A 25,383-nucleotide genomic window follows, 5' to 3' on the forward strand; every position below is an offset into this window, starting at 1 on the left:
GTCCAACACGACACGTCATAACAACCAGCAAAGGAACACATCCATGAAAAAGAAACTCGCAGCGGCAGCAACGGCGCTGGTCGCAGCACTGCTCGTCACCTCCTGTGCCCAGCCACAGGCAGCGACGTCCAATGCAACCGATTTCCCGACCAAACCGATGAACATGGTCATCAGTTTCGCCGCAGGCGGATCCACCGACGTCGGCGCACGGCTGATCGCCAAAGGACTCGAAGACAAACTCGGAAAGCCTGTCGTCGTGGAAAACAAGGCCGGCGCCGGCGGACAGGTTGGAAACTCCGCACTGGTCGCCGCCAAAGGCGACGGCTACACCGTCGGGACGGTCAGCCTGGCCGGCACGCTCCTTTCCTACCTCGATCCGGACCGCGGCGCCTCCTACAAAGGCGACAGCTTCACACCCGTAGCCCTCTACGTCCAGGATCCCCAGGTCTTCGTCGTGTCCCCCGACAGCCCTTACAAGTCGCTGGAAGAACTGGTCACAGCTGCCAAAGCAGCACCTGGCAAACTTCGTGTCGCCACATCAGGTGTCGCCACACAGGACCACGTCGCCAAAGTCCTCTTCGAAGAAATGTCAGGCGCTCAATTCGCGCCGGTCCACTTCAGTGAAGGCGCAGCCCCAGCCGCTACCGCATTCCTGGGAAAGAACGTGGAAATCCTCATCACCAACGTCGGCGACGTGAAGGAAATGGTCGCCAACAACCAGGCCCGCGTACTTGGCGTCGCCTCCGCCGAACGCAACGACTTCCTTCCCGACGCACCCACGTTCAAGGAACAGGGCTTCGACTTTGAGCTGGCCTCCAGCCGAGGCTTCGTGGTCCCCGCGGGAACGCCCGACGACGTTGTCGCCAAGATCTCTGACGCCATCGGCGACATCATGGACGACGAAGAAACCATCCAGAAGCTGCGCGACATGAACCTGACCCCGGCCTTCCTCGGACACACCGAGTTCAAAACGCTCTGGGATGAAACCGAAAACTCATTCTCCAGCGTCCTCGAGCGTGTCAAGGCGGACCTGTAACCCATGGCCACCAACACCGATCCCCACAGCCAAGAAGGCCAGCGCACCCGGATCGTCGTCGGATACGTCCCGACAGATGAGGGAAGAGCCGCCTACACCGTGGCCGTAGCGGAAGCTAGGAAGTCCGACAGCGAACTCGTGCTGGTGAACTCCTCCCACGGGGGAGCCTATATGGACTCCCAAGTGGCCACCGACCAGGACCTGGACTCCCTCGTTAGCCAAGCTTCCGACCAAGGCGTGGCCGTCACCATCCGCAAGTTTCCCCATGGCTCAGACCCCGTCGATGCAGTCCTGGAAGCAGTTGAAGAATCCGGTGCGAGCCTGCTCGTTATTGGCCTGCGCCGACGATCACCGGTCGGCAAGCTCTTCCTGGGCAGCACCGCACAGTCCCTGCTCATGCGCAGCCATATCCCGGTCCTCGCCGTGAAGGCCGAAACCGGGCACGACCTCGGCCACAAACGGTCAACCGCAAAGGACTAACAATGACCACGACCACCACCGGATCCCCCGACCTGACCACCGGCTTCGCCGCCATCCCGACGACGATCATTGGAGACTCCCAGGACAGGTTCGGTCTGCCGGCCGGGCTGCACCCGATGTGGAACAGCGAGCCCTTCGCCGGCGAGGCCTTCACAGTCCTCACCGCCCCGGGGGACAACCTCGGCATTCACAAGGCCCTGGCCGAAATCCGCCCGGGGCAAGTACTCGTCGTCGACGGCGGCGGCTATGAAGCCCGAGCACTGATCGGTGACCTCGTGGCAGAAAAGGCTCGGGCCATGAAAGTCGCGGCACTCGTCATCGACGGCGCCATCCGCGATGTCATGGACATTGCCGATATTGGAGTCCCGGTCTACGCCCGGGCGGTCATCCCTGCAGGGCCCTGGAAAAACGGACCATTCCGCCTCAGCACACCGGTCACCGTCGGCGGCGTCGTGGTCAACCCTGGCGACATCATCGTCGGTGACGCCGACGGGATCGCCGTCATCACTCCACCCAGGGCAGCAGAAGTGCTGGCCACGTGCCATGAACGCCTCGCCCACGAAGAAGAATCACGCGCCAAGTACAGGGAACTGAAGCCTAATGACTGAACACAAACCGCTGGTCTGGATTCCCTACCCCATCCACGAGCTGGCAATCAAAAAGCTCAGCCACGAGTGCGAAGTCGTGTTCGGCTACGGGGACGCGCTGGTTCCCTTCGACGCGGTAGCGTCCCGCGTCGAAGGAATCCTCATACGCACCGGCAAAGTGACCGCTAAACAAATCGTTTCAGCTCCCCGCCTCAAGATCATCGCCCGGCACGGAGTCGGTGTCGACAGCGTGGACGTAGACGCGGCCACAGCAGCCGGAGTCGTCGTAACGAATACGCCGAACTCCAATCTAGTGTCGGTCGCCGAGCACACCATCGCCCTCCTCCTCGCCCTGCGCCGGAAACTCATTGCCTCGGACCGCGCAAACCAACGCGGCCTCGGCGCAGAGTCAAGGCCGGAACTGGTCGGACGCGAGTTACAGGGCAGCACACTCGGGCTGATCGGATTCGGCAGGATCGCCACTGCCCTTGCCCGCATTGCCATTGACGGTTTCGGCATGAAAGTCAGTGCCTATGACCCCATACTGAGCGACGAGGAGATCCGCCAAAAAGGAGCAACCCCGGTATCCCTACAAGAGCTCCTTGCCACTTCCGATGCGATCAGCCTGCACGTTCCATTGCTGCCGCAAACGCGCCACCTGATAGGTGCCAATGAGTTCGCGACCATGAAACAAGGGGCGGTTATCATCAACACCGCCCGCGGCGGAATCATCGACGAAGAGGCACTCCTCCGGAGCCTTAACGATTCACACCTCGGCGGCGCAGCCTTGGACGTCACAGAAATTGAGCCTCTCCCGGCCGGACACCCCTTCTACAGCCGTACCAATGTGATCATCACACCCCACATCGGCGGGCAGACAGAAGAATCCCTGCTGCGCGTCGCCTTGGACGCGGCCGAGTGTATCTGCCAGGCCCTTCGCGGAGAAACACCGGCAACGGCAGTCAACGCACCAACTCAATTACGGCTAACGGCTCAACCGGCAGCATAAGGACAACAAACGCTACCGGCCCGGTTTCCCTGGGGAATCAACGGCCTAGGAAAACCGGCGGATCGCGCCAGGCAGAGGGCTACCCGACTTTCAGCGTCTCCAAGGACGGAGAAGATTCGCCCCGGTCGCGGCCGGCAATTCACCCTGGTTCTGAAGCGCAAACCAAGAATACTTGAACACGCCAGGACTTACCTTCGTCAGGTTGGGGTGTACGTGAGTTGACGTACCAAGGCGCCCGGGGGCGTCGGATTGGATACTCATCTTTCGTTCTGATCGGTACCGGCCGGTACTGCGAGATGTCCTTGGCGCAGATTTTCGAGAATCTGATCAGTGAGCGCTTCAATGCCGCCTTCGGATGTCACGGTCATTCCGGCTTCGGCTGTTTCCAGGGCCTCGAGTGTCTTCAGCTGTGAGGTGAGAAGGGATACAGGCATGAAGTGTCCTGGACGCTGGACCAACCGCTCCTTCAGTATCGAAGGGTCGACCTTTAAGAGGACGAACCTGGTGGAGGGAGCGGCTGCGCGGATAGCGTCACGGTAGTCGCGTTTGAGGGCCGAGCAGGCAACGACGATCCCATGGGGGTGTTCGCCCGCGAGTTCTGCGCCGACCAGGCGAAGCCAGGGCCGTCTGTCTTCATCGGTGAGCGGTACGCCAGCTGTCATTTTTTCGACGTTCGCCAAGGGGTGCAGGTCGTCTGCGTCCTTGAAGGTTGCTCCGAGCCGGGCTGCCAGGGCGGCGCCGACCGCAGTCTTGCCCGAGCCCGCCACGCCCATGACGACAAGGGGCCCATGCACTACAGCGCTCCCTGTTGCGCTGTTCCTGCGGGCATCGGCACCAGCCGGGTCACTACGACGGGTTTTTCCAGCAGGCCTTCGAGGGAGGCGTTCAGGCGTTTGACCGGTTCACCTTGGCCGTGGGCGTCGAGCAGCGCAGCTGATTCCCATTTCTCGATCATGAGGATCTGGTTGTTTGGGGCCTCGTGTATCGCGTAGAGCAGGCAGCCGGGTTCCTGGTGGACTTCGCTGATTGCGGGGGAGAGGGCGGCGACGACCTGGTCGAAGGCACCTTCCTTCGGGCTGAAAGCAGCGGTGACGACGATGGTCACGGTGAGGTTCTCCTTGCTTCATAGGGTGCCCTGGAGGGGCGTGGGAGGGTCCTTGAGGACGCGGCGCGGACCGACGGCTATAAGTGCGTCAGTCCGCGACGAACATCCGCTGAGTGTCCTTCAGACTTAGCTGCGGACAGCGAGGTTTTCTTCAAGGGCAAGGGCCTCGGTTTCGCGACGCAGTTCGAGGGCCTGGTCGAGCGAGTCGTCCATGATGACGTCTTCCCAGCGGACGATTCCGCCCTTGGCCACGTCATTGCGCAGTTCCACGTGGTGGGCCAGCGCGACTGGCAGTGCACCGGTACTCACGGAGTGCTTCGCGGAAACGAGTTGGCCCCAGACGGTGTATCCGCCTTCGCCGTCGAGGAATTCACCGGCTTTAAGGTCTTTTTTGGCGGTGGCGACCACGTCGCCGAAGAACCCGATGGGTGAACCCGTGGGGATTCCGCGGAGGACGGCGTTGGCGATGGATACGTTCAGTTCCAGACCGACGTAGTGGTAGGGGCGGTACAGGGCAGCGTACTGGCCGGTGGGGTCCGGGTGCCAGGGGTATTCGTTGAAGCAGCCGGAGACGTAGGCGTTGGTGGCCTTCACGACGACGAAGACGCCTTCCTGGGTGTTGTGGGGGATCCAGGTGCCGTCGCGGTTGACACTGGACATGACGTCGACGGTCCCTTCGTGTGCGAGGGCTCCTCCGACGTCGGCGGGCCGGCAGATTGAGGCGATTTCCTCCACGTCTCCCGGCGTGAACGTCAGCCCGGTGTCAGAGGGGACCAGTCCTGCCCCGTTGGCGACGGCGGCCATTTCGATGGCGGCCTTGGTGCCGTCCCGGAACGAGGTGTGCATGTTGGGGTTCAGCTGCCCGGAGTCGGTGAGTTCCTTGGAGAATTCCCAGTTTTCCCAGACGTTGTCGGGGTTCATCTCGTGGTAGTGCTCGAGGAATTTGGCGCCCTTGCCGGCGCAGACGACGTCGAATCCGCTGGTGCGGGCCCAGTCGACGAGTTCCATGATTAGGGCCGGCTGGTCGCCGTATGCCATTGAGTAGACAACGCCGGCTGCTTCTGCCCGCTTGGCCAGAGCGGGCCCTGCCAGGGCGTCGGCTTCAACCGTGACCATGATGATGTGCTTTTTCGTTTCGATGGCGCGCAGTGCATGCTTGACGCCAACGATGGGGTTGCCGGTGGCTTCCACGATGATGTCGATGTCGACGTCGAAAAGCTCATCGGCGTTGGCCACGATCGCGGTTGAGCGGTCCCTCAGGGCGGTTGCTATGTCGGGAGCGATCTGGTCTTTGGGCCATCCAACGAGTTCAAAAGCACCTTCAGCGCGCTTGACGTTGATGTCTGCGATGGCGACGACGTGGATGCCCGGGATGTTGTTTGCCTGGGCCAGGTACATCGTCCCGTAGCGTCCGGCGCCGATCAGGCCAACCCGGATGGGCTTTCCGTCGGCCTCGCGCTGGGTCAGGAGATGGTGCAGATTCATGGGTTGCCTTTCAAGGGATACGGCGCTGTTCCGGAAGGGATGCGGGCTGGTCTGGGATCAACCGCAGCTTTTGGGCTCCTACTTTTCACCTTGCGGCTCGCCGCCTTTGGTGGTGAGGCTGCAGGCCAACCGGGATCGAACTAAGGTAAAATAAGTGGAACCGGTACACTTTTATGTCACAGGCGCAGGGCCAAGGTCAAGCCCTAGGCTGAAAAAGGTTCCAGATGTCCAGGAAGTGCCACCTAAGGAGTAGGCGTGCAGAAACAACCGACCATCCGCGATGTTGCCCAGGCGGCGGGGGTGTCCGTTGCAGTCGTCTCCCGGGTGCTGAACCCGGGATCAGGTCCAGTCGCTGAAGCCACACGGGGCAGGGTTAACGACGTCATGAAGAACCTCGGTTACCATCCCCGCACGGCGGCCAGGGAGCTTAAGTTTGGCCCGCCTACTACGCTGGGGCTGCTGCTCGCCGATGTCTCGAACCCCTTTTTCGCCCGACTCGCCGACCGGGTGGTGCAGGAGGCGCACGCCCGCGGAATCCAGGTGCTGCTGATGACCACGCAGGAGGATGACCAGCTGGAGTCAGAGCGTCTGGCGACACTGATCGAACGCAGGGTCAGTGGGATTATCGCCACCCCGACCGGCAACAACCTGGCCATCTGGAAGCAGCTTCAGGACCTCGGGACTGATGTGGTTTTTGTCGACAGATCAATTCCTTCGCTTCCCGAAGTTGACGTGGTGAGCATCGACAACTTTGAATCCGCGCGGTCTGCTACTGCGCTCCTCGCCGCCCATGGCCACCGCCGCATCGGGATCATTTCCGGGCCCGCTGCCTCATCTACGGGAAGGGACCGGATCGCCGGCTATCGGCAAGCCCTGGAAACAGCCGGCCTGGAGCAGGATGAGCTCCTCATCCGGCATGCCGCGTTCCGCGGGTCGGCGGGCGGAGATGCCGCGTCGGCGCTGCTCAGCATCGAGGAGCCGCCCACCGCCTTGGTGGTGGCAAATACCGCCCAGGTAACCGAAGTTCTGCGGCGCCTCTCCCACGCCGGAATAGACATCCCCGGGACGCTGTCCGTCATCGTCTTCGAAGATTCGCCTTGGACCGAACTCATGACCCCGGCCCTGACAATCGTCAGGCAACCCATAGATCTGCTCGCCCGGCACTCTGTGCAGCTCGCTTTGTCCAACACGCAGGGCAAGGCGTCGGGAGAACCCAAAATCATACGCGTAGCCGCCGAACTGGTCGAACGGTCCAGCGTTGCCCGGGTGCACTTCACAAAGTAATCCAAGCTGGCATCCGCTCCCAACGGTTTACAGCCCCGCCAGCGTGTGGTAAAAAAGTGTACCGGTTCCACTTCGGGATGATTCACGGCGGGAAGGCAGCCTGCGCGAGCACCGCCGCGTCTACAAAACACTGGGCAAGCGGAACGAGAAAGCTGCAAGAGCAGCCCTTCTCGACCATATCCGCACAGCCCAGGACGCTTAATCACCGCCATCAAAGCATCAGTACCCCTGTCCGTGTAGGCCAGGAACCAGCAAGTATTCAAAGGAGAATCAGATGCCCAAGCGCATCCTGGCCACCATAGCTGTGGCCGTTGCACTCACCGTTACTACTGTCCTCACCGGTTGCGGCGGGGGCGGGGCGCCCGGCGCCGGCGCGCCCAGCACCACCATCCGCCTCGGCCTCGGCGACCCCGCAACCTCTTCCGTGGGCGTCACCGGAAAGCACTTCGCCGACAAGGTTGCCGAGCTGAGCGACGGCAAGGTCAAGGTCGAGACATTCCCCGACGGCACCCTTTTTGGCGGAGACCAGAACGCCGCCGTCAACCTGCTTGGAAACGGCACGCTGGACTCGACCATCATGTCCACCTCGGTATACGCGTCCTTCGAACCAAGAATGAATGCCATCAGCCTTCCCTACCTCTTCAAGGACACAGATGAGGTCACCAAGTACCTCCAAGGCGAACCGGGCAAGGAACTGCTGGGCTCACTGGACAAGCTGGGCATCAAGGGCGTGTCAATGCTGACCCGTACTCCACGGCACACCACCAACTCGATGCGTCCCATCACCCAGCCCGAGGACTTCAAGGACCTGAAGCTCCGCGTACCGCAGAATGACCTCTGGGTTAAGTTCTTTGGCTCATTGGGCGCCAACCCGACGCCGATGGACTTCAAAGAGGTTTACACCGCCCTGCAGCTCGGCACTATCCACGGCCAGGAAAACCCTCTGGAAGTTCCAGTCAACAACAAGTTCTTCGAAGTCCAGGACTACCTCTCCCTGACGGGCCACATCTCCGACGGCTTCGTCCTTGGGTTCAGCAAGAAGAAGTGGGACTCCTTCGATGAGGACACCCGGAAGGTCCTGCAGGAAGCAGCGGACGAGACCGCTGACTTCAAGACAAAGTACGACAACGACGAAGCCACCAAAACCCTCGACAAGCTCAAGGGCGAAGGCGTGAAGATCAACGAGCTGACGCCCGAAGCCAGGGAAAAGTTCCAGGCGGCAGCGCAGAAGGTCTACCCCGAGCTTGAGGGCAAGGTAGGCAAGGAATTCGTCCAGTCAAGCCTTGAGTTCCTTGGACGTTGAGGTGACGGGTCCAGTGCAGGAGACGAGTTCAGTGCATGATGATGGAAGCACCCCAACCCGGGGGGCCGAACACCAGGCGGCCGAACATAGCATCAAGGTGGTTCCGGTAGGCGAAGTCTCGGAACCTCATGGTCTGATCTGGAAAGCCGTGGATGCTCTCCTCTTCGTCGGAATCTGCGCGATGCTGCTCAGCCTTGCTGCCCAGATGGTCAGCCGGCAGATGGGAGCCTCGCTGCCATGGACCGAGGAACTGACCCGTTTCCTGTTCATGGACACCACCTTCCTGGGGATGGCAGCAGGCTTCCGGGCCGCCGTGCACCCGCGTGTGAACTTCGCTGTGGCGTGGGGACCAGCCTGGCTCAAGCAAGTCAGCGTGCATCTCTACGCCATCTGCGGGACCGTGTTCTTCAGTGTCCTGCTCTACAAGACGTGGGAACTGATGCTGCAGCAGTACGCCGCCGGAGAGTCCAGTCCTGCCCTGGGACTGAAGATGTTCCTGGTAACCCTGCCCCTGGTGATCAGCGCGGCACTGGCCATCGTCGCCCACATCACAACCGTCTACTTCTCCCCGTATATGCGTAAGAGAATCCTCGAAGGAGAGATGATCGCATGAGCCTGACCCTGCTGGGCATATTCCTCCTCCTGCTGCTGCTGGGCGTTCCGCTCTCAGTCTCACTCGGCATTGGCGTCATCGCCACGCTGCTGATCTTCGACATCCCCCTCGAACTATTACCGCAGTCCATGATGAGCTCCATGAACAGCTTCCTGCTGGTTGCTGTCCCCTTGTTCGTCCTGGCCGGCAACCTCATGGCCGGAGGGGGTATCTCGGACCGGATCTTCCGTGGCGCCGAAGTCATCTTCGGCCGCTTCCGCGGCGGCCTTGGCCAAGTGAACATCGCATCGAGCGCAATCTTCGGCGGCATCTCCGGTTCCTCCGTTGCCGACATTGTCAGCCTCGGCAAGATCGAGATCAAGGCCATGACTGACCATAAGTACCCGCGGCCCTACGCGGCAGCGATGACCATGGTCACCGCTACCCTGTCCTCACTGATACCGCCGAGCATCCTCATGATCATCGCCGCCTCGACCGCGAACGTCTCGGTAGGCGCTGCACTCGCGGGAGGATTTGGACCGTCCATTGTCCTGATCATCGTCCTGATGCTTGTGAATTTCTTCCTGTCGGCACGCCATGGTTACGGCGAGGTCTCAAGGACGCCTTTCAAGAAGGGCCTTCGGATCGTCCTCGGGGGAATCCCGGCCATGGGCGGCCCGGTGATCATCCTGGTGGGCATGTTCAGCGGGCTCGTCACGCCCACGGAGGCGGCCGCCGTTGCCGTCTTCTACAGCCTGCTGGTCGGCATCTACGTTTACCGGGACATGAAGTGGCGCCAGATGCCCAAGATGATCGTGGACGCCGGCCTCACCACCGGCACCATCCTGCTCATCGCCATGATCGCCGGCGTCGCCTCATACATCTTCACCATTGACGGGCTGCCGGCAAAGGTCAGCAGCTGGCTGCTGAGCGTCAGCACTAACCCCACCATCGTCATGCTACTGATCGGCCTGATCCTGATCGTCATCGGAACCGTGATGGACAAAGTTGCAGCCATCCTGCTTTGCACACCGGTGCTCATGCCCGCGGCCGTGTCTTCCGGTGTGGATCCCGTCCACTTCGTCGTCTTCCTCGTTGCTGCCCTTGCCGTTGGCCTGGTCACGCCGCCTGTCGGCGTCTGCCTGTTCGCGGCATCCTATGTCAGCGGGCTGCCGATGGAGAAGATCGTGAAGGCCGCGGTGCCGCTGTACGTGGTCATGGTGATTGCCATCGTCATGCTGGCCATCTTCCCGCAACTCATCCTGTGGCCGTCTGATCTCCTGACCAAGCAGTAACGCCGCCCTAATCGCTAAAGGATCCCCAATGCCTGAACATGACCACCCAGCGCTTGCCCTCATGGGATTAGGGCCGATGGGGGAACCCATGGCGCGTCGGCTGCTGAAGGGCTACGGCGAGCTGACAGTCTGGAACCGGACTGCCTCGAAGGCCGAAGCCTTGGCGGGCCTGGGCGCCCGCGTTGCGACCTCACCTTTTGAGGCGGCCGCCGGCATCGTACTCACCGTGTTGCCGGACCTAAGCCACGTCGAAGCGTTGCTTCCGGGAGAAGAGGGCCTGATAGCCGGATGGACAGCCAAGGGCATTGCCCGGCCGATACTCGTCGTGCACGGAACCGTCTCGCCGGGGGCAGTGGCGGCCTTTGGCGAACGGATGCTTCGCGAACACGGCGTCCGAGTCCTGGATGCCCCCGTCAGTGGCGGCACCGTGGGCGCCGAAAACGGCACCCTGAGCATCATGGTGGGCGGGGACGAAGACACGTTCAGCTCGGTCACCCCGGCGTTCGGGTTCATGGGCAGCACTATCCGGCACATGGGTTCGGGAGGTTCGGGCGCGCTGGCCAAGGCCTGCAACCAGATCGTGGTCGCCGGCACGGTCACGGCAGTTTCCGAAGCCATGCTTCTCGCGCGCGGCGGGGGACTGGATCCATCGGTGATGCTTGAACTGCTTCGGGGTGGGCTGGCCGACTCCGAGGTGCTGCGCCAAAAAGGGCACAGATGGATAGACGGCGATTTCACTGGTGGCGGCAGCGCCCAAAACCAGCTGAAGGACCTCAACTTCGTGCTGGGGGCGGCTAGAACAGCACTCCTGGAGCTGCCCCTGAGCACGGTAATCCGGGATCTTTTCGAGGATATGGTCGCGCGGGGCGACGGCGCCCTTGACCACACAGGAATCCTCCGGACCCTTGCACAGCGCACCAGCGCAGCCCTGTGAACATCTGTTATCAGGCACCCGCAGGGTGCTTGATAACAGAAGGCCTGTCACGAGCGGGTGTCGAGGTAGTGCAGAATCGCCCGGGCCGTTTCCTCCGGAGCGCTGACGTGGGGGCAGTGCCCGGTGGCCTGGAGCTGCACCAAGGTGCTGTGATCCAGATTCTTGTGCAGGTAGGCGCCCACTTCCGGCGGGGCAAGCCGATCGTCGGAGCACTGCAGAATCAGGCAGCTGGTGCGCAACTTTTTCAGTTCAGGGCGGGTGTCGGAGAAAAAGGTTACCCCGGCGAAGTGCCGTGCGATGGTCGGATTTGTCCGGCAGAAGCTGCCCCGCAGATCCTCCGCTAATTCCGGCTCTTGCGGGTTGCCCATAACCATGGGCGCCAAGGCCGCGGCCCAGGCGAAATAGTTGCTGTCCAGAGATGCCAGCAGGCCCTCGATGTCTTCCCGCGAAAACCCGCCCACGTAGCCGTCGTACGGGTCATCCGTATGACGGGGTGAAGGAGCAAGCAGGACCAGGTGGGAGAAACGGCTGGGGTCCTGCACTGCGGCGATCACGGCGATCATCGTGCTGACACTGTGGCCCACCAGGATAATGTCCTCAAGTTCAAGGGCGGCGCAAATCTCCAGCAGGTCCGACGCGTACCCATCCAGGGACCCGTACTTCTCCCAGTCATAGGCACTGATGTCGGAGTTTCCTGCACCTACATGATCAAAAAGCACCAGCCGGTAATCATCAACGAAATAGGGCAGCAGCTTCCGCCACATAGCCTGATCGCAGCCAAAACCGTGGGCAAACATCATCACAGGCCCATCATCCCGGCCAAATATGGTGACGTTGTTCCGGCCGATTACCGCAGCAGCTGCTTCGATCACATTCTCACTGACCCTCCGTAGGGTGGCGTCCTGTCCCAGACTATCCACAGGAAATAGCGAATCCTAGGATCCTCCGTGTCCTTGGCCTACGCAGCCAGGCTGCTGCACATCCGCCAGGAGAACGCCCTAGCCATCCCGACGTCGCCCCCGACCGGTTCGGCCGCGAGACAGCCGCAATGTGGGACCGGCTCCAAGCCCAAGCGCACCATGGAACTGTCCTCAAGCCCCGATTTGTAGCCGGTCCCTGTCCTGGTCAAGTGAAGCCTGCCCGCCTGGTCCAGGAACCGCGCTGGAGACCGGCTTCACCCGCCGGAGTGCCGCAAGGATGGCCCGCCCCACCACGGCAATCCCGACCACTGTGGTGACGGCACGCAGGGTGTCCCAGCCCGCCGTCGACGTCACCAGCGAGTACAGCAGGAAGCTGCTCAGGTTGGTGCCCAGCGGCGCGCCGGGCACATAGGAGATGCCGGTGCCGGCGCCCACCGCGAACGGCCAGAACCACAGGTTGGTCAGCAGGCCGAACAGGTAGGACGCCACGACGCCGTAGGCCGCCAGCATCCACAGTTCGGCCTTGCCCCGCACCCGCCGAGGGAGCAGACCGGCCCCGGCGCCCACCCACGCGCAGGCGAAGATCTGGAACGGTGTCCACGGCCCGATCCCGCCCCACAGCGCGCTGGAGAGGGCTATGGTGGCGGCGCCGAGCAGCATGCCGAAACGCGCGCCGAACGCCCTGCCGGCGAGGATCAGCAGGATGAACACTGCTTCCACGCCCCCGACGCCGGTGCTCGCCACCCGCACTGCGGAACCGACCGCTGCCAGGACGCCGAGCAACGCCACCGTGTGGGCGGAGCGCACCGACCCATCGAGGGACACGACGACGGCGACGGCGGCGAGCGGCGCGATGGCCAGCGCCGCGTAGGGGAGGGCCGCGGCGGCATCCTGCGGAAGGGCTGCGGCGAGCAGCGGCCAGCAGAACGCTGCGAGGGCGAGGAGGTTTGCGGCTGCGAGGACGGCGAGTTCCACGCCACGCGGCATCCGGAGTCGGCGCTGCCGTGTCGGGGCGTGCGGGTCCGGTTGTTCGGTGACGCGTGGCCGGGGTCCGGCATTTTCCTGCCGGGGAAGCGGAAGGGGCGGTTCGGGGGCGGCTTCTGGTGCGGAGGAAGGCGCGACGCCGTCACTCATCGGGAGGATCCGGGCACCGAGGCCGTGGGCAAAGTCGTGGTCGTGCGTGGCGATGAGGACAGCCGCGCCGGAGTCCGCTGCCGCCCGCAGCGCCGCTGCGACTGCTGTACGCGCCGCAGGATCCAGTCCGCGGGTGGGCTCGTCGATCAGGAGTACCTGGGGGTTGTCCATGGTCTGCAGCGTGATGGCCAGGATCCGGCGTTCACCGGTTGAGAGGTCGCGGGGGTGCTCGTGCCCAATGGGAATCCGGACGTCTCCCCGCAGACTGGCCAGGTGTGAAGCCGCGGAGATTGGGGGACGCTGGTCAGCGCCACGGTCTGCGTGGCGCCCGGCGCGCGCCTGCCGCCGCTCGGCGGCGCGGAGCTCTCCCGCGACCGTATCCCTGGTGAAGAGGTCGTCCGAGGCGTCCGGCACGAGGGCGACGCGGCCGCCGTCGAACGTGCCGCCGTCGACCGTTCCTCCACCCAGGGCGAGCGCCACCAGGAGGGACGACTTCCCGGCACCGTTCGGCCCCACCAGGGCCACCACTTCACCGCGGTGCAGGGTCAGGGACGCATCGCGCACCAGCGGCTTGCCTTTTCGGTGCACGGCGAGGTTTGTAGCAGTCAGGACGGGCGCGTGCTCAGCTGGCTCCGCCGTTGGACGGACCTCGCGCGGCGCAGAAGGGGAGGGCGCCGCACCCGCTACCAGGGCGCCGTCGTCGATGGTCCACCACGCATCGGCAACCGGGACGAGTGCTGCCGCCCGGTGCTCAGCGACGATGACGCAGACACCGTCATGGTGGGCGAGGTCGTTGAGTACGGCGATGACTCGGGCGCGGGCCGCGGTATCGAGGTCGGCCAGGGGCTCGTCGACCAGGAGCAGGGCCGGGCGGTCCACCACTGCGGCGGCGATGGCCACGAGTGTTGCCTCACCCGCCGAGAGGGTGCTGATGTTCCGCTCCAGCAGCGCCGACACCCCGATGCGCTCCGCGACCTCCACTACCCGGGCCTTGGCAGCAGCGGATGCCATGCCGCGCAGCTCAAGGGTCAGGGAGATCTCGTCCCGGACCCGGGTGGAGGCGAAGGCGGCGCGGGGATTCTGCAGGACGACGCCGATGAACCGGGCGGTATCGCGCGGCGCCGTGGCGGCGCGGTCCGCTCCGGCGACGCGCACGGTGCCGGAAATTTCGCCGCCGTCAACGTGGGAGAGGAGGCCGGCGATGCCCCGCAGGACGGTGGACTTTCCGGAACCGGTTGGCCCGGTAATAACAGTGATGGACGCGCTCGACGGCGTGAATCCGGCGACGCGTATCTCCGCGTCACCGATGCGGAACTGTGCGTCCCGGACCAGAAGCGGGCCGCCGTCGTTCCCTGGTTGGTGCGTTGCCCGGCTCCCGAAGCCGCGCAGCTCCAGGGCCGCGGCCACCCGGCTCGCGTGCTCAAGGGTGCGCTCGAGCACGGGCACCAGGGCGCGGGGCCCGAAGCGTTCGCCCCGCAACCGGAACGCCAGGCGGACGGAGGATACGGCGTCGGCGAGTGCGGGAAGCGCCGCCCACGCCACCACGAGTGTCCGCGCCAGGCCCTGCATGGGGCCGCGGCGGGCCAGGTGCACGAAGCCGCGGGCCACGTCCACCCAGGCGTTGAGCAGGCCGAACGCGAGGAACATCCCGGCAATCGGCAGGGCGGACACCACCGCGGCCCACAGGCCAGGTCCGCTTACCGGACCGAGGAAGACCACATGCGCGTACGGGGCAGGCAGCCGGACCGCCGGCAGGTTGAGCAGCAGCGGTTCGCCGATGCCCGCCCCGTTGAAAAGGACGCGGTAGATGACCCGCGCCGCGATGAACACGACGGCGAGGACTGCCGCCGCGCGTAACGGCGCGGGTCGGAAGGTCATGCCGCGGGGGCGGCCGGTTCGCCGTCGACCGTGAAGAGCAGTTCCAGGCTCTGGCCCGGGCTCACCTGCAGGGTGGCGAGGCCTTCCTGGGCGTATTCCCAGGCTCCGGCGGCGGGCTTAACCCAGAGGGACCAGTACGCAAAGGCGGCGGGCATTCCCGCGCACTCTTCCTTGTACGTGCCGGCCTTGTGCTTGATTTCGAAGTCTGCGGCGGGTACACCGTTCACCCGGCACACCAGTTCGGTGGGGTACTGCGTGGTGCCCACCGTCTTCACGTCGGCTTCTTCGAGCACCTTGGAGGCGGGTGTCGGTCCGTCCACGGGCACGCACACGGACTTATCGGCCGCTGCCTGCTTCAGGGAGCCCGAATCGACGATGACCTTCACGCCGGCGCAGGGCCCGGAGGCGGCGCTGGATGAAGCCGCTGCGGTCGACGCCGGGGCGGAGGTGGTGGGCGTGGTGGTGGCCGGCGCGGAACAGGCGGCGAGGGCAAACAGGAGACCGGCGGCGGCGAGTGAGCTCGCGGCGGCGGTGCGGATCTTAGTCAAAGTCACCTGTCAAGGGTAGGACGTTGCCTGCCCTGAGCGGGATGCCGTCGCGTTGTGTGACGCGGGGTGGCTTAACGGGCAGTCAGACGAGCCTCGCCAGCTCTGCGAGCAGGTCCTTGGCCCGCCTGTCATGGTTCTCGGCGAGCATCTCATTTGTCAGGAAGGAGAAGCCGACGTTCTTGCCGGGCCAGGCTCCGTGCAGCCCGCCGCCGGCGCCTGAGTGGCCGAAGGCCGGAGCGACGGGGCCGTAGGTTCCTATGGGGTCCGCGAGTTCGTAGCCGAGGCCGAAGCGCAGGGGCCTGTCATTGATGGCGTCCACTCCTTCTGCCCAGGTGCTGGTGGCGTCGGCCAGTGCCGCCCGGCTGACCACGCCGCCGGCCGGATCAGCCAAGCGAGAGTACAGGTTGGCCATGGCGTCGGCCGTGCCGATGCCGCCTCCGGCTGAGAGCTCACCCCGGCGCAAGCCCACACTGTTGAACGGGTCCTTCTCCGGGTCCACCAGGTTCCGGTACATACGCTCGACGATCCTGCGCCGCTCCGGATCCTGGAGGAAGGTGCTGACGGCGTAGCTGTCGGAGCGGAAAACCGTGGCCACGCGGGGATCGAGCTCTTCCGGCAGGCCCAGATGGATCTCCAGGCCCAGGGGTTCGCGGATGAGTTCGGCGATCAGCTGGCCGACCGGCTTGCCCGTGGCGCGACGGAAGACCTCCGTCATCAGGTACCCGTAGGTGGCGGCGTGGTAGGCCACCTTGCTGCCCGGTTCCCAGAGAGGGGCCTGGGCGGCGAGGGCCCGGGCGTTCGCCGCGTTGTCCAGCTGCGGGTCATCTCCCTCGGGCTCGGGGTCCACATAGGGCAGCCCGACTGTATGGCTGAGCAGTTGGGCGACGGTGACGGCTTCCTTGCCGCCGGCGGCAAACTCTGGCCAGTACTCGGCCAGGGGCTTCCGGACATCGAGCAGGCTGCGGTCCACCAGCATCGCCGCCACCGTGGCCACCACGCCCTTGGTGCCGGAGAACATGACCGCCATGGTCCTGGCGCTCCAAGCTTCTTCCACCTCCGCGGACGGCTCGGGCCGCCTTGTGGTGCTGCCGCCGTAGAAACGGGCCATTGGTTCGCCGGACCGGTAGACGCAGAAAGCCATGCCGCCCTGGGCGGCCGCCAGATGCCGGCCGAAAATTTCCCGCAGGCCGTCGAACCCCGGCTGCGGCAGGCCGCCGTCGTTATGGTTCTCAAAACTCGGCTCCACGATCCTCCTTCCCTGTCGCTGTGCTGTTTAGAACGTGGGGACGTTGGCCAACAGCTCCCGCGTGTATTCGTGCCGCGGATGTTCCAGTACTTCTTCGGTGCTGCCGGACTCCACGATCCGCCCGTGCTGCAGAATGGCCATGCGCTGCGAGATGTGCCGGGCGAGGGCGATGTTGTGCGTGACGAAGAGCATCGACATCCGTGTCTCTTGCTGTAGCGTGCGCAGCAAATCGATGATGGATGCCTGCACCGAGACGTCAAGGGCGGACGTGACCTCGTCGCAGACCAGCAGCGACGGGGCATTGACCAGTGCGCGGGCAATGGCGGCCCGCTGGCGCTCGCCGCCGCTGAGATCGCCCGGGCGGCGGTCCAAATAGCTGCTGCCGAGCCTGACCTGGTCCAACGCCTCGAGCACCCGGAGGCGCCGTTCCCTGCGCCCCATCCGGCCCGACATTTGCAGCGGAACCTCCACCGACTCGCAGATGGTCCGGCGCGGGTTCAGCGAGGAGAACGGGCTCTGGAAGACGTACTGGATGCGCTGGCGCTGCTCGGCGGTGCGGGCACGGGTGCCCCCCGCCAAGAGATCCCCGGCGAGCCGCACGTCGCCCGCATAGTCGTCGTTGAGGCCGGCGACGCAGCGGGAAAGCGTTGTCTTGCCGGAGCCTGACTCGCCCAGCAGCATCATGGACTCGCCCGGCGCCAAGCTGAAGCTGATGCCATCCAGGATCTGGTTGCTGCCGTAGGCCAGCCGCAGGTCGGATACCTCCAGGAGCGCCGCGGTTTCGCCAGGCCGCGGCGAGTCCGTGGATGCCACTGCCCTGGCCTGAACGGTGCCGCCGGTCGCGTTGGATCCGGCGCCCGCGCGATGGTCCGGTCCCGGCTGGCCCCCCGCACGCTCCACCCTGTCGACCACCGGCTGTTCGCCGGTAATGGCCGATGTCCGGCCCACCCGGCGCTTCCCTGCCAGGTCCGGAACGGAGTCGAGCAGCTTCCGCGTGTACTCGTGCTGCGGCTGATAGAGCACCCGCTCGGCGGGCCCCTGTTCCACCACCTCGCCGGAGAGCATGACCACCACCTCATCGGCAATCTTCGCCACCACGGCCAGGTCGTGGGTGATGTAGAGCCCGGCGACGTGGTGCAGTTCGGTCAGTTGGTCGATGGTCTGCAGTACCAGCGCCTGCGTGGTCACGTCCAGGCCGGTGGTGGGCTCATCCATCACAATGATGCTGGGCCGGCAGGCGAAGGCCATCGCAATGCCGACGCGCTGCTGCTGCCCGCCGGAGAGCTGGTGCGGGTAGCGGCGCTGGTATGCGGTGCTGTTGTCCAGCCCCACCTCCGCCAGCACCTCGGCCGTCCGCGCCCTGCGCTCCGTGTCCGAACTCCCGTAGCCGTGCACCCGCAGCACCTCCAGGATCTGGTCGCCGATCCGCATCGCGGCGTTCAGCGACAGGGCGGGATCCTGCGGGACGTAGGAAATGGTTCCGCCGCGCAGTTTCCGGCGTTCAGTTTCCGGCAGGTCCAGCATGTTTGACGACGAACCGGTTCCGTTCATCCGGATCTCGCCGCCGGCATGCTTCAACCCCGCCCTGAAATGTCCCAGGCACGCCAGCCCGGCTGTGGTCTTGCCGGAGCCGGACTCGCCCACGAGTGCCAGGATACGTCCCGGCTGCAGTTCGAAGGAGACGTCTTTGAGGATCTCCAGGCCTGCGGTGGTTTCGATCCGCAGGGCGGAGACGTTGAGGACGGCTGTCCTGATGGAGTCCTGCAGGGAAGTGCTCATTAGATTGCTCCCGCGTTGGAGTTCGCTGCCGCACGCGCCAGCGAATCGGTGATCAGGTTGATGCCGACGGTCAGGACGGCGATGGCGAGTACCGGCAGGATGACGCCCCAGGGCTGGACCACCAGTGCGATCCGGTTCTCATTGATCATCAGCCCCCAGTCCGCGGTGGGCGGCTGCATGCCCAAGCCCAGGAAGGACAACGATGCAACTGCGCCGATCGAGTAGGTCATCCGCAGGCCCAGCTCCACCATGAGCGGGCCTGTGATGTTCGGCAGGACGTCCTGCACGAGGATCTTCCAGCGCGGCACGGCGTACATCTCGGCGGCACGGATGAAGTCCTCGGTGATGACGTCAACGGTGGCGGAGCGCGTCACCCGGGCGATCCGAGGTGCATGGGTAATACCGATGACAGCCACCAGCACCCAGCCCTCCGGCCCCAGGACCGTGATGGCCAGCAGCGCAAATACCAGCGAGGGCAGCGCCAGCAGGACATCGTTGCTGCGCATGATCAGGCTGTCCACCCGGCCGCCCTGATACGCCGCCGTCATCCCCGCCAGCACACCGAGCGCCATGCCCAGGAGAGTTGCGAGTGCCGAGTAGGCCAGCAGGCGCAGCCCGCCGTCGAGGAAGCGGCTGAAGACATCGCGCCCGAGGTTGTCGGTGCCGAAAAGTCCGTCCGGACGGAACGGCCGCCCGGTGAATTCGGTGCTGGTGAAACCCGTGATCAGGGGGAGCAGCACCGGTCCCAGCAGGGCAAGAAGCACGACGGCGGCGCTCAGCCCGATCCCGATCTTCGCCTGGCGCTGTGCCACCAGGCGCCGGAGCAGCCCGGGAGGGGCCTTGGTTTCCTGGGTGATGATCTGCGGCGAATCAATGGCGGTCATCGGGCACCCCCGGTGCGTAGCTTCGGATTGGTCAGCATGCCGACGACGTCGGCCAGCAGGTTCACGACGATGTAGACGGCGGCGATGAGGATGGCGAGCACCTGAACCACCTGCACGTCCCGATTGGTCACCGCATCAACGAGCGCCTGGCCCACGCCGGGATAGCGGAAGAGGAATTCGACGACCACCACGCCGCCGGCCATCCAAGCCAGCTGGATGGCAATCACCTGGGCGACGGGGGAGAGCGCGTGGGGCAGGGCGTGCTTCAGGATGACTTGCCGCTCGGGCACCCCCTTGAGCCGGGCCATTTCCACGTACCCGGACTCCAGGACCTCCAGCATCGTGGCCCGCGTCATCCGGGTGATGTAGGGCGTCACGACGAGGATCAGGGTCAGTGTCGGGAGGACGAGCTGCTGCGGATAGTTCCACACGGGTTCCCCGGGCGGGGCCATGGTGACCGACGGCAGGATGGTGAACACCGTCGTCGAAAATACGGTGACCAGCGCGATGCCGATGACGAATTCCGGCAGTGCGGCGAGCACCAGGCTGGTGCCGGTGGTGATGTGGTCGCCCGCCCGGCCGCGGCGAAGCGCGCTGTAAGTTCCCACCAGCAGTCCGATGGGGATGCTGATGGCACCGGCCGCCACGAGCAGGACCAGCGAGGCGGCGATCCGCTCCCCCAACAGCGCGCTGACCGGGCCGCCCGAGGCCGCGGAGACACCGAAGTCCCCGACGAAGAGACCGCCCAGCCACCCCAGGTAGCGCTGCCAGACGGGGTCATTGAGGTTCATCTGCTCTCGCAGCGCGGCCAGCCGTTCCGGCGTGGCTTGCTGACCCAGAATGGCCTGGGCCGGATCGCCCGGCAGCAGCAGAGTCGCGACGAAGACCATCACGGAGACGGCCAGCAGGATCAGCACGCTGGTGGCGAGCCTGCGCAGGATGGTGGGCATCATGATGCGACCCCTAACCAGACGCGGCGGAATTCGAAACCGGACAGGGCAAGCCCCGTGCGGCTGGGAACGAGGCCGGCCACGTAGTGCTGGTATGCGTCCGCCTGGTTCGCATGGCCCCAGATGATGTACCCGCCTTCGTTGTATTCGATTTCCATGGCCTGGGCGATCAGCGCGTTGCGTTCGCCGTCGTCGACCGTGGCCTTGGCCTTGCCGATCAGGGCCATGAACTCAGGGTGGTCCCAGTGCGTTTCATTGAACGGCGACGTAGGAAGGGTGCTCGCGTTGACCTGCGGCAGATAGTTGCGCGTGTAGTAGAAGTCCTGGGCAAAATCCCACTTCAGGTAGCTGTCGCCGAAGAAAGTAGTGGTGTCCACCTGACGGATCTTGACCGTGATGCCCGCTGCGGCGGCCTGCTGGGCGAAGACCTGCGCCGCTTCAACAGCACCGGACTGGATGGGCGCCGTCACGAGCTCAACCGTGAGCCCATCCGGATGGCCGGCCTCGGCCAGCAACTCCTTTGCCCGCGCAATGTCCTGCTTGCGCTGGGGAAGATGGATGGGATAGCCGGGGTCGAAGGGTGAGTACATGTCGTTGCCGAGGCTGCCGTTTCCACTGAGCACCTGTTCGATCATCTGCTCCCGGTCCACGACCAGCCGGAAGGCCTCGCGGACGCGGTTGTCGTCAAATGGCGGCCGGTCCACGCGCATCGTGAACGGCATCCAGGCGCCGGTTTCCGCGGACAGGATGCTGATCCGCGGGTCGGCGTCGATCACCTCAAGCAGCGTCAGGGGGATCTGGCCGATTGCGTCGACCTGAGTGGAGAGCAGCGCGTTGATCAGGGCGTCGTCGTCGCTGAAATTCAGGATCTCGAGCTCATCCAGGTAGGGCTCGCTGTCCCTCCAGTAGTGCTCGTTGCGAACAAAGACGCTGTTGCGGCCAGGCGCGAAGGATTTGAGCTTGAACGGACCTGTTCCGACAGGCGCAGCCCGGTCGAAGTCCTCGGGCACGATACCCAGCGAATACTGGCCCAGCGAGTCGTCGAACGTGGCCGTCGGGGTGTTGAGCCGGAACTCGACCCGGTGGTCGTTGATGACGGCCACTTCGTCCAGGATCACCAGGCTTGCGGCGCCGCTCTTTGGGTCGTTCGGGTTAGTGATGCGCTTGAAGGTCGCGGCCACGTCCCTGCCGGTGACCGGGCGGCCGTCGTGGAACCGGATATCGTCGCGCAGGTCGACGGTCCAGGTCAGGGCGTCGGCCGACGGCGTGACCTTGGACGCCAGCAGCGGTTTTAGTTCGTAGTTTTCGTCCCGATAAAGCAGGGACTCGTAGAGGTTGACCACCCGCGCGATGTCGGTGGTGCTGACCGGGGTATGAGCGTCCAGGCTGTCGGCGGAACCGCCGCCGGCGAGGCCAACACGCAGCCGCCCCCCACGCCGGGCCGGACCATCAGGGGCGGACAGCACGGCGGCTTGGCCTCCCCCGCAGGCGGTCAGGAAGCCGCCCAGTCCGAGGGCCATGCCGAGCCCGAGCACGCGGCGCCGGCTCGGCGGAAGTGCCGGTTTCTCGCGCAGTTGCCCGCGAAGAACAGAAGATGTTTCCACTGGTCCTTCTTTCTGAAAGGGGGACGGCTAGGAACTGATTTTCCTGCCGGTCCATTCCGGTGCCGGCTCGCTCAGGGCAGGCAGGAATCCGGTGATGGTGTCCATAACGGAGGGTGCGAATTCGGTACTTCGTCCGGAATGCTGGTTCACATGGAGTGCCAGCAGCTCTTCGGTGGAGATCAGCGTTTCCCCGGAACGCATCTCATGGGCAAGGTGCAGCTTCTTCGGTCCGGTGCCGACAACGCGGGAGGTCACGCTGAGTTCGGCGTCCACGCCGGTCTCGGCAAGGTAGCGGATGTGGGCCTCGACCGTGTAGAGCGAGTGGCCTGTGGAGCGGCGGTACTCGTCATCGAGCCCAAGCTGCTCCATCACCCGGTCCGTGGCGTAGCCGAAGACCAGGACGTAAAAAGCCTCAGACATGTGGCCGTTGTAGTCGATCCACTCGGGCTGCACCCGGCACGAGTACTCTGTCAGGGTGCCGGGTGCAAGAGCACTCATGCGCCGGCGGCCTTGACATGTGCGATGGCGTTGCGGATCGCGATGATCGCCTCGTCACGCTCCGCCACGAGTTCGACCACGGATCGTCCCGCGGCCTCCTCGTCGCAGCCGGCGATGACCGCGTTGCGCAGTTCAGGCGTCAGTTCCGGGGCCACAAGCCGGGTCCACGGCGACAGCAAGGATGGCCCGAAGTGGTCAAGCATGTGCGCCATCCCGCCCTCGCCGCCGGCCAAATGGAAGGTCAGCATCGGCCCCTGCAACGGCCACCGCAGGCCCGGGCCGTCGGTGATGGCAAGGTCGATCTGCTCCACAGTCGCCTCGCCGTTGTCCACCATGTGCAGTGCCTCGCGCCACAGCGCTTCCTGCAGCCGGTTGGCGATGAACCCTGGAACCTCGCGGTCCATGGTGATGACGGATTTGCCGATCAACTCGTACCAGGCTGAGGCCCATTTGACCGCGGCTGCCGAGGTCTGCTCGCCGCCCACCACTTCGACCAAGGGGATGAGGTACGGCGGGTTGAAGGGGTGACCCACTACCAGGCGGGACGGATTCTTAGCTTCAGTGGCCATTTCCGTCATCCCGTACCCGGAGGTGGAGGAGGCAATCACGACGTCGGGCGCCGTCACCGCGTCGATCTGCGCGAGCAGCGATTGCTTGAGTTCCAGGACCTCCGGCGCGCTTTCCTGCACGAAGCCGACTCCGGCAACCGCTTCGGCGAGGTCGGTGTGGACGGTGATGTTGTCCTTCGACGCGTTGGGCGCCAGCCCGAGCTTGGTCAGGGCGGGCCACGCGGCGTCGATCAGTCTGCGGAGCTTCGGCCCGGCGTCCGGTGCGGGATCCCAGGCCTTGACGCGGTAGCCGCGGGCCAGGAAATACGCGGCCCAGCCCCCGCCGATCGTGCCGATGCCCACGCAGGCGATCGTGTCGACGTCGTTCATATCCAGGGGAGTGAAGTCTTCGGTCATGATCAGGCCTTTTTCTCGAGCTGGAGGATTTCGCGGGCCTCATCCGGAGTGGCAACGGAGGACCCGAGATCATGCACAATCTGGATGGCGCGCTCGGTGAGCTGGGCGTTGGTCGCCTTCACGCCTTTACTGAGGTAGAGGTTGTCCTCCAGGCCCACCCGAACGTGCCCGCCGAGCAGGACCGACTGGGCCACCCATGGAAGCTGGTCGCGGCCAATCGCGAAGGACGTCCATTGCGCATCCTTCGGCAGCATGTTCACCATGGCGTGCAGCAGGCCGGCGTTGACCGGGGCGCCGTAGGGGATGCCCATGCAGAGCTGGTAGAGCGGCGGGGGAGCGATGAGTCCTTCCTCGACCATGATGTTGGCGAACCAGAGGTTGCCGGTGTCGAAGATTTCCATCTCGGGCTTGACCCCGAGCTCCTTGATCCGCTCGGCGCCCTCGCGGAGCATGTCCGGGGTGCTGATGTAGACCTGGCTGCCCTCGCCGAAGTTCAGTGAGCCGCAGTCGATGGTGCAGATTTCCGGACGCAGTTCTTCCACGTGGGCCAACCGCTCCAGAGCGCTGACCAGGTCCGTGCCCGGCAGCTGCTTGGTCGGTTCGCCCGGATCCAGGATGAGGTCACCGCCCATGCCGGCGGTCAGGTTGATGACCGGATCGACGTCGCTCTCGCGAACCAGCCGAACCACCTCGCGGTACAGCGCCACATCGCGCGACCCTAGGCCGGTTTCGATGTCGCGTACATGGATATGGACCACCGATGCGCCGGCCCTGGCAGCAGCAATCGCGTTGTCCGCGATCTGCTCCGGAGTGATGGGCACATGCTCGCTCCTGCCGGTGGTGTCCCCGGCGCCGGTGACGGCACAGGTGACGATGACCTTGCGGTTCATTGAGGACTCCCTTGTTCTAGGACGATGTTGCGGTCGATGAAACTTTCGATGTGGCGGTACATCTGATCCGAAGTCAGCATGCCGGTAAGAACTTTGATTCCCAGGCCGTCGATCAGGCACGTGAGCTCCATGGCAAGTTCGTCGGATGGAACCACCACGAAGGCGCCAGCCTCCTGGCCCTGCACGATGGCGTCCTCCACGGTCTTGAACCAGCGCCGGTACCCCTGCGCGTGGTTCTCCTTGCCGGAACTATCGACGGCGACGTCCGCCCAGGTCTGCAGCCAGATGGAGAACTCGGCACTGCCGCGCTCGCCGGCGGGGAGCTGCAGTTCGATCAGACGCTTGAGCCGGCGGACCGGGTCGGTAATGGAATGCAACTCCGCGATCTGCCGGTCGAAGGCCAGCTTGATTGAATAGCGGAGTGCCTCCGCGAAGATCTCGCGCTTGCCGGAGAAGTAGTAGTGGATCGCGGCCGTGCTCAGACTGCAGGCGTAGGCGATATCCGCGATCCGGACCGCGGAAAAGCCGCGGCGGGCGAACAGCCACCAGGCCGCCTCGATGATGGAGCGACGCTTCTGTGCGTGCTCGTTGTTTTCCGGGTGCCGGGTGGGAAGCGCCATGGGCGGCGGCGGAACGGACGGCCCGTGTGTCTCATCCGAACCCGACAGCAGCCAGTTCACCGTGACGCCGGTGATATCCGCCAAGCTCGTTAATTCTTCCGGGTGGAACCGCCGGGTGCCGTTCAGTGCTTTGGACAGCTTTGTCTCGTCCAGCCCTATGTGATGGGCAATCTCCCGCTGGGCCATTCCCGAGTTCCGAATGGAAGTCCGGACCCGCCCTGTGACCCCCGTCTCATTTTCTGCCATGTATCGAAGCTAGCCGTTGTTTGCGATTGTGGCAAGAGCAGCTGATGAATAGTTAGTAGTTTGCGATTCGCGGGCGCGGGGCGTGCGCCTCCTTTTCGGCTGGCTAGGGGT

General features: G+C 64.6%; 24 protein-coding genes. 9 read left to right on the plus strand and 15 right to left on the minus strand.

Going from position 1 to position 25,383, the window contains the following annotated elements:
- Positions 1-43 precede the first annotated feature (43 nt).
- Genes NFC73_RS18615 through NFC73_RS18630 form a run of 4 tightly spaced genes read left to right on the plus strand, consistent with a single transcriptional unit; the run spans position 44 to position 3,112 of the window.
- Positions 44-1,036, plus strand: coding sequence for a tripartite tricarboxylate transporter substrate binding protein (locus NFC73_RS18615; RefSeq protein WP_254752651.1), 993 nt, complete (start codon positions 44-46; stop codon positions 1,034-1,036).
- A 3-nt stretch (positions 1,037-1,039) separates the two neighbouring features.
- The gene (locus NFC73_RS18620; protein WP_254752653.1) at positions 1,040-1,516 is read left to right on the plus strand and encodes a universal stress protein; all 477 of its coding nucleotides are present in this window, start codon (positions 1,040-1,042) and stop codon (positions 1,514-1,516) included.
- A 2-nt stretch (positions 1,517-1,518) separates the two neighbouring features.
- Positions 1,519-2,124 carry an RraA family protein gene (locus NFC73_RS18625; protein ID WP_254752655.1) on the plus strand — a complete coding sequence of 202 codons (606 nt, stop codon included), beginning with the start codon at positions 1,519-1,521 and terminating at the stop codon, positions 2,122-2,124.
- Positions 2,117-3,112 carry a hydroxyacid dehydrogenase gene (locus NFC73_RS18630; RefSeq protein ID WP_254752657.1) on the plus strand — a complete coding sequence of 332 codons (996 nt, stop codon included), beginning with the start codon at positions 2,117-2,119 and terminating at the stop codon, positions 3,110-3,112. Before NFC73_RS18625 ends, NFC73_RS18630 begins: the two co-directional genes overlap by 8 nt.
- 257 nt (positions 3,113-3,369) lie before the next feature.
- Here the strand turns inward: NFC73_RS18630 and NFC73_RS18635 are convergent, their stop codons facing one another.
- The 3 genes from NFC73_RS18635 to NFC73_RS18645 form a co-directional block, all read right to left on the minus strand.
- Positions 3,370-3,906, minus strand: coding sequence for a gluconokinase (locus NFC73_RS18635; RefSeq protein ID WP_254752659.1), 537 nt, complete (start codon positions 3,904-3,906; stop codon positions 3,370-3,372).
- Positions 3,906-4,217 (minus strand): putative quinol monooxygenase, encoded by a 312-nt coding sequence (locus NFC73_RS18640; protein WP_056341060.1) that lies wholly within the window; start codon positions 4,215-4,217, stop codon positions 3,906-3,908. The genes NFC73_RS18635 and NFC73_RS18640 overlap by 1 nt, the downstream gene beginning before the upstream one ends.
- Positions 4,218-4,343: 126 nt before the next feature.
- Complete coding sequence (locus tag NFC73_RS18645) at positions 4,344-5,702, minus strand: NAD(P)H-dependent oxidoreductase (protein WP_254752661.1); 1,359 nt, start codon at positions 5,700-5,702, stop codon at positions 4,344-4,346.
- A 255-nt stretch (positions 5,703-5,957) separates the two neighbouring features.
- On the opposite strand from NFC73_RS18645, the gene NFC73_RS18650 reads away from it, so the two are divergent.
- From NFC73_RS18650 to NFC73_RS18670, 5 genes are all read left to right on the plus strand, one after another.
- A complete protein-coding gene (locus NFC73_RS18650; protein ID WP_254752663.1) occupies positions 5,958-6,986 on the plus strand; it encodes a LacI family DNA-binding transcriptional regulator in 1,029 nt (342 codons plus the stop codon).
- A 274-nt stretch (positions 6,987-7,260) separates the two neighbouring features.
- The gene (locus NFC73_RS18655) at positions 7,261-8,289 is read left to right on the plus strand and encodes a DctP family TRAP transporter solute-binding subunit (protein ID WP_254752665.1); all 1,029 of its coding nucleotides are present in this window, start codon (positions 7,261-7,263) and stop codon (positions 8,287-8,289) included.
- A gap of 31 nt (positions 8,290-8,320) precedes the next feature.
- Positions 8,321-8,902, plus strand: coding sequence for a TRAP transporter small permease (locus NFC73_RS18660; RefSeq protein ID WP_254752667.1), 582 nt, complete (start codon positions 8,321-8,323; stop codon positions 8,900-8,902).
- Positions 8,899-10,176 (plus strand): TRAP transporter large permease, encoded by a 1,278-nt coding sequence (locus NFC73_RS18665; protein WP_104061615.1) that lies wholly within the window; start codon positions 8,899-8,901, stop codon positions 10,174-10,176. Before NFC73_RS18660 ends, NFC73_RS18665 begins: the two co-directional genes overlap by 4 nt.
- 28 nt (positions 10,177-10,204) lie before the next feature.
- The gene (locus NFC73_RS18670) at positions 10,205-11,110 is read left to right on the plus strand and encodes an NAD(P)-dependent oxidoreductase (protein WP_254752669.1); all 906 of its coding nucleotides are present in this window, start codon (positions 10,205-10,207) and stop codon (positions 11,108-11,110) included.
- 47 nt (positions 11,111-11,157) lie between these two features.
- On the opposite strand, the gene NFC73_RS18675 is transcribed toward NFC73_RS18670, so the two are convergent.
- The 12 genes from NFC73_RS18675 to NFC73_RS18730 form a co-directional block, all read right to left on the minus strand.
- Complete coding sequence (locus NFC73_RS18675) at positions 11,158-11,982, minus strand: alpha/beta fold hydrolase (protein WP_254752703.1); 825 nt, start codon at positions 11,980-11,982, stop codon at positions 11,158-11,160.
- 219 nt (positions 11,983-12,201) lie between these two features.
- Positions 12,202-15,042 (minus strand): ATP-binding cassette domain-containing protein, encoded by a 2,841-nt coding sequence (locus NFC73_RS18680; RefSeq protein WP_254752671.1) that lies wholly within the window; start codon positions 15,040-15,042, stop codon positions 12,202-12,204.
- A complete protein-coding gene (locus NFC73_RS18685; RefSeq protein WP_254752673.1) occupies positions 15,039-15,596 on the minus strand; it encodes a hypothetical protein in 558 nt (185 codons plus the stop codon). Before NFC73_RS18685 ends, NFC73_RS18680 begins: the two co-directional genes overlap by 4 nt.
- Before the next feature lie 76 nt (positions 15,597-15,672).
- The gene (locus NFC73_RS18690) at positions 15,673-16,836 is read right to left on the minus strand and encodes a serine hydrolase domain-containing protein (RefSeq protein ID WP_254752675.1); all 1,164 of its coding nucleotides are present in this window, start codon (positions 16,834-16,836) and stop codon (positions 15,673-15,675) included.
- A 27-nt stretch (positions 16,837-16,863) separates the two neighbouring features.
- On the minus strand, positions 16,864-18,615 hold the full coding sequence (locus NFC73_RS18695) for a dipeptide ABC transporter ATP-binding protein (RefSeq protein ID WP_254752677.1): 1,752 nt from the start codon (positions 18,613-18,615) through the stop codon (positions 16,864-16,866).
- Positions 18,615-19,499 (minus strand): ABC transporter permease, encoded by an 885-nt coding sequence (locus NFC73_RS18700; RefSeq protein ID WP_254752679.1) that lies wholly within the window; start codon positions 19,497-19,499, stop codon positions 18,615-18,617. Before NFC73_RS18700 ends, NFC73_RS18695 begins: the two co-directional genes overlap by 1 nt.
- Positions 19,496-20,452 (minus strand): ABC transporter permease, encoded by a 957-nt coding sequence (locus tag NFC73_RS18705; RefSeq protein WP_254752681.1) that lies wholly within the window; start codon positions 20,450-20,452, stop codon positions 19,496-19,498. Before NFC73_RS18705 ends, NFC73_RS18700 begins: the two co-directional genes overlap by 4 nt.
- The gene (locus NFC73_RS18710; RefSeq protein ID WP_254752705.1) at positions 20,449-21,969 is read right to left on the minus strand and encodes an ABC transporter substrate-binding protein; all 1,521 of its coding nucleotides are present in this window, start codon (positions 21,967-21,969) and stop codon (positions 20,449-20,451) included. The genes NFC73_RS18705 and NFC73_RS18710 overlap by 4 nt, the downstream gene beginning before the upstream one ends.
- Before the next feature lie 111 nt (positions 21,970-22,080).
- Entirely contained in the window at positions 22,081-22,551 is a 471-nt protein-coding gene (locus tag NFC73_RS18715; RefSeq protein ID WP_254752683.1) for a thioesterase family protein, read from the minus strand.
- Positions 22,548-23,516 (minus strand): 3-hydroxyacyl-CoA dehydrogenase NAD-binding domain-containing protein, encoded by a 969-nt coding sequence (locus tag NFC73_RS18720; RefSeq protein WP_254752685.1) that lies wholly within the window; start codon positions 23,514-23,516, stop codon positions 22,548-22,550. Before NFC73_RS18720 ends, NFC73_RS18715 begins: the two co-directional genes overlap by 4 nt.
- Positions 23,517-23,518: 2 nt before the next feature.
- On the minus strand, positions 23,519-24,406 hold the full coding sequence (locus NFC73_RS18725; RefSeq protein ID WP_254752687.1) for a beta-keto acid cleavage family enzyme: 888 nt from the start codon (positions 24,404-24,406) through the stop codon (positions 23,519-23,521).
- Entirely contained in the window at positions 24,403-25,272 is an 870-nt protein-coding gene (locus tag NFC73_RS18730; RefSeq protein WP_254752689.1) for a TetR/AcrR family transcriptional regulator, read from the minus strand. The genes NFC73_RS18725 and NFC73_RS18730 overlap by 4 nt, the downstream gene beginning before the upstream one ends.
- Positions 25,273-25,383: the final 111 nt, after the last annotated feature.

Source organism: Pseudarthrobacter humi, assembly GCF_024294965.1.
In the GTDB taxonomy this organism is placed as follows: Bacteria; Actinomycetota; Actinomycetes; order Actinomycetales; family Micrococcaceae; genus Arthrobacter; species Arthrobacter humi.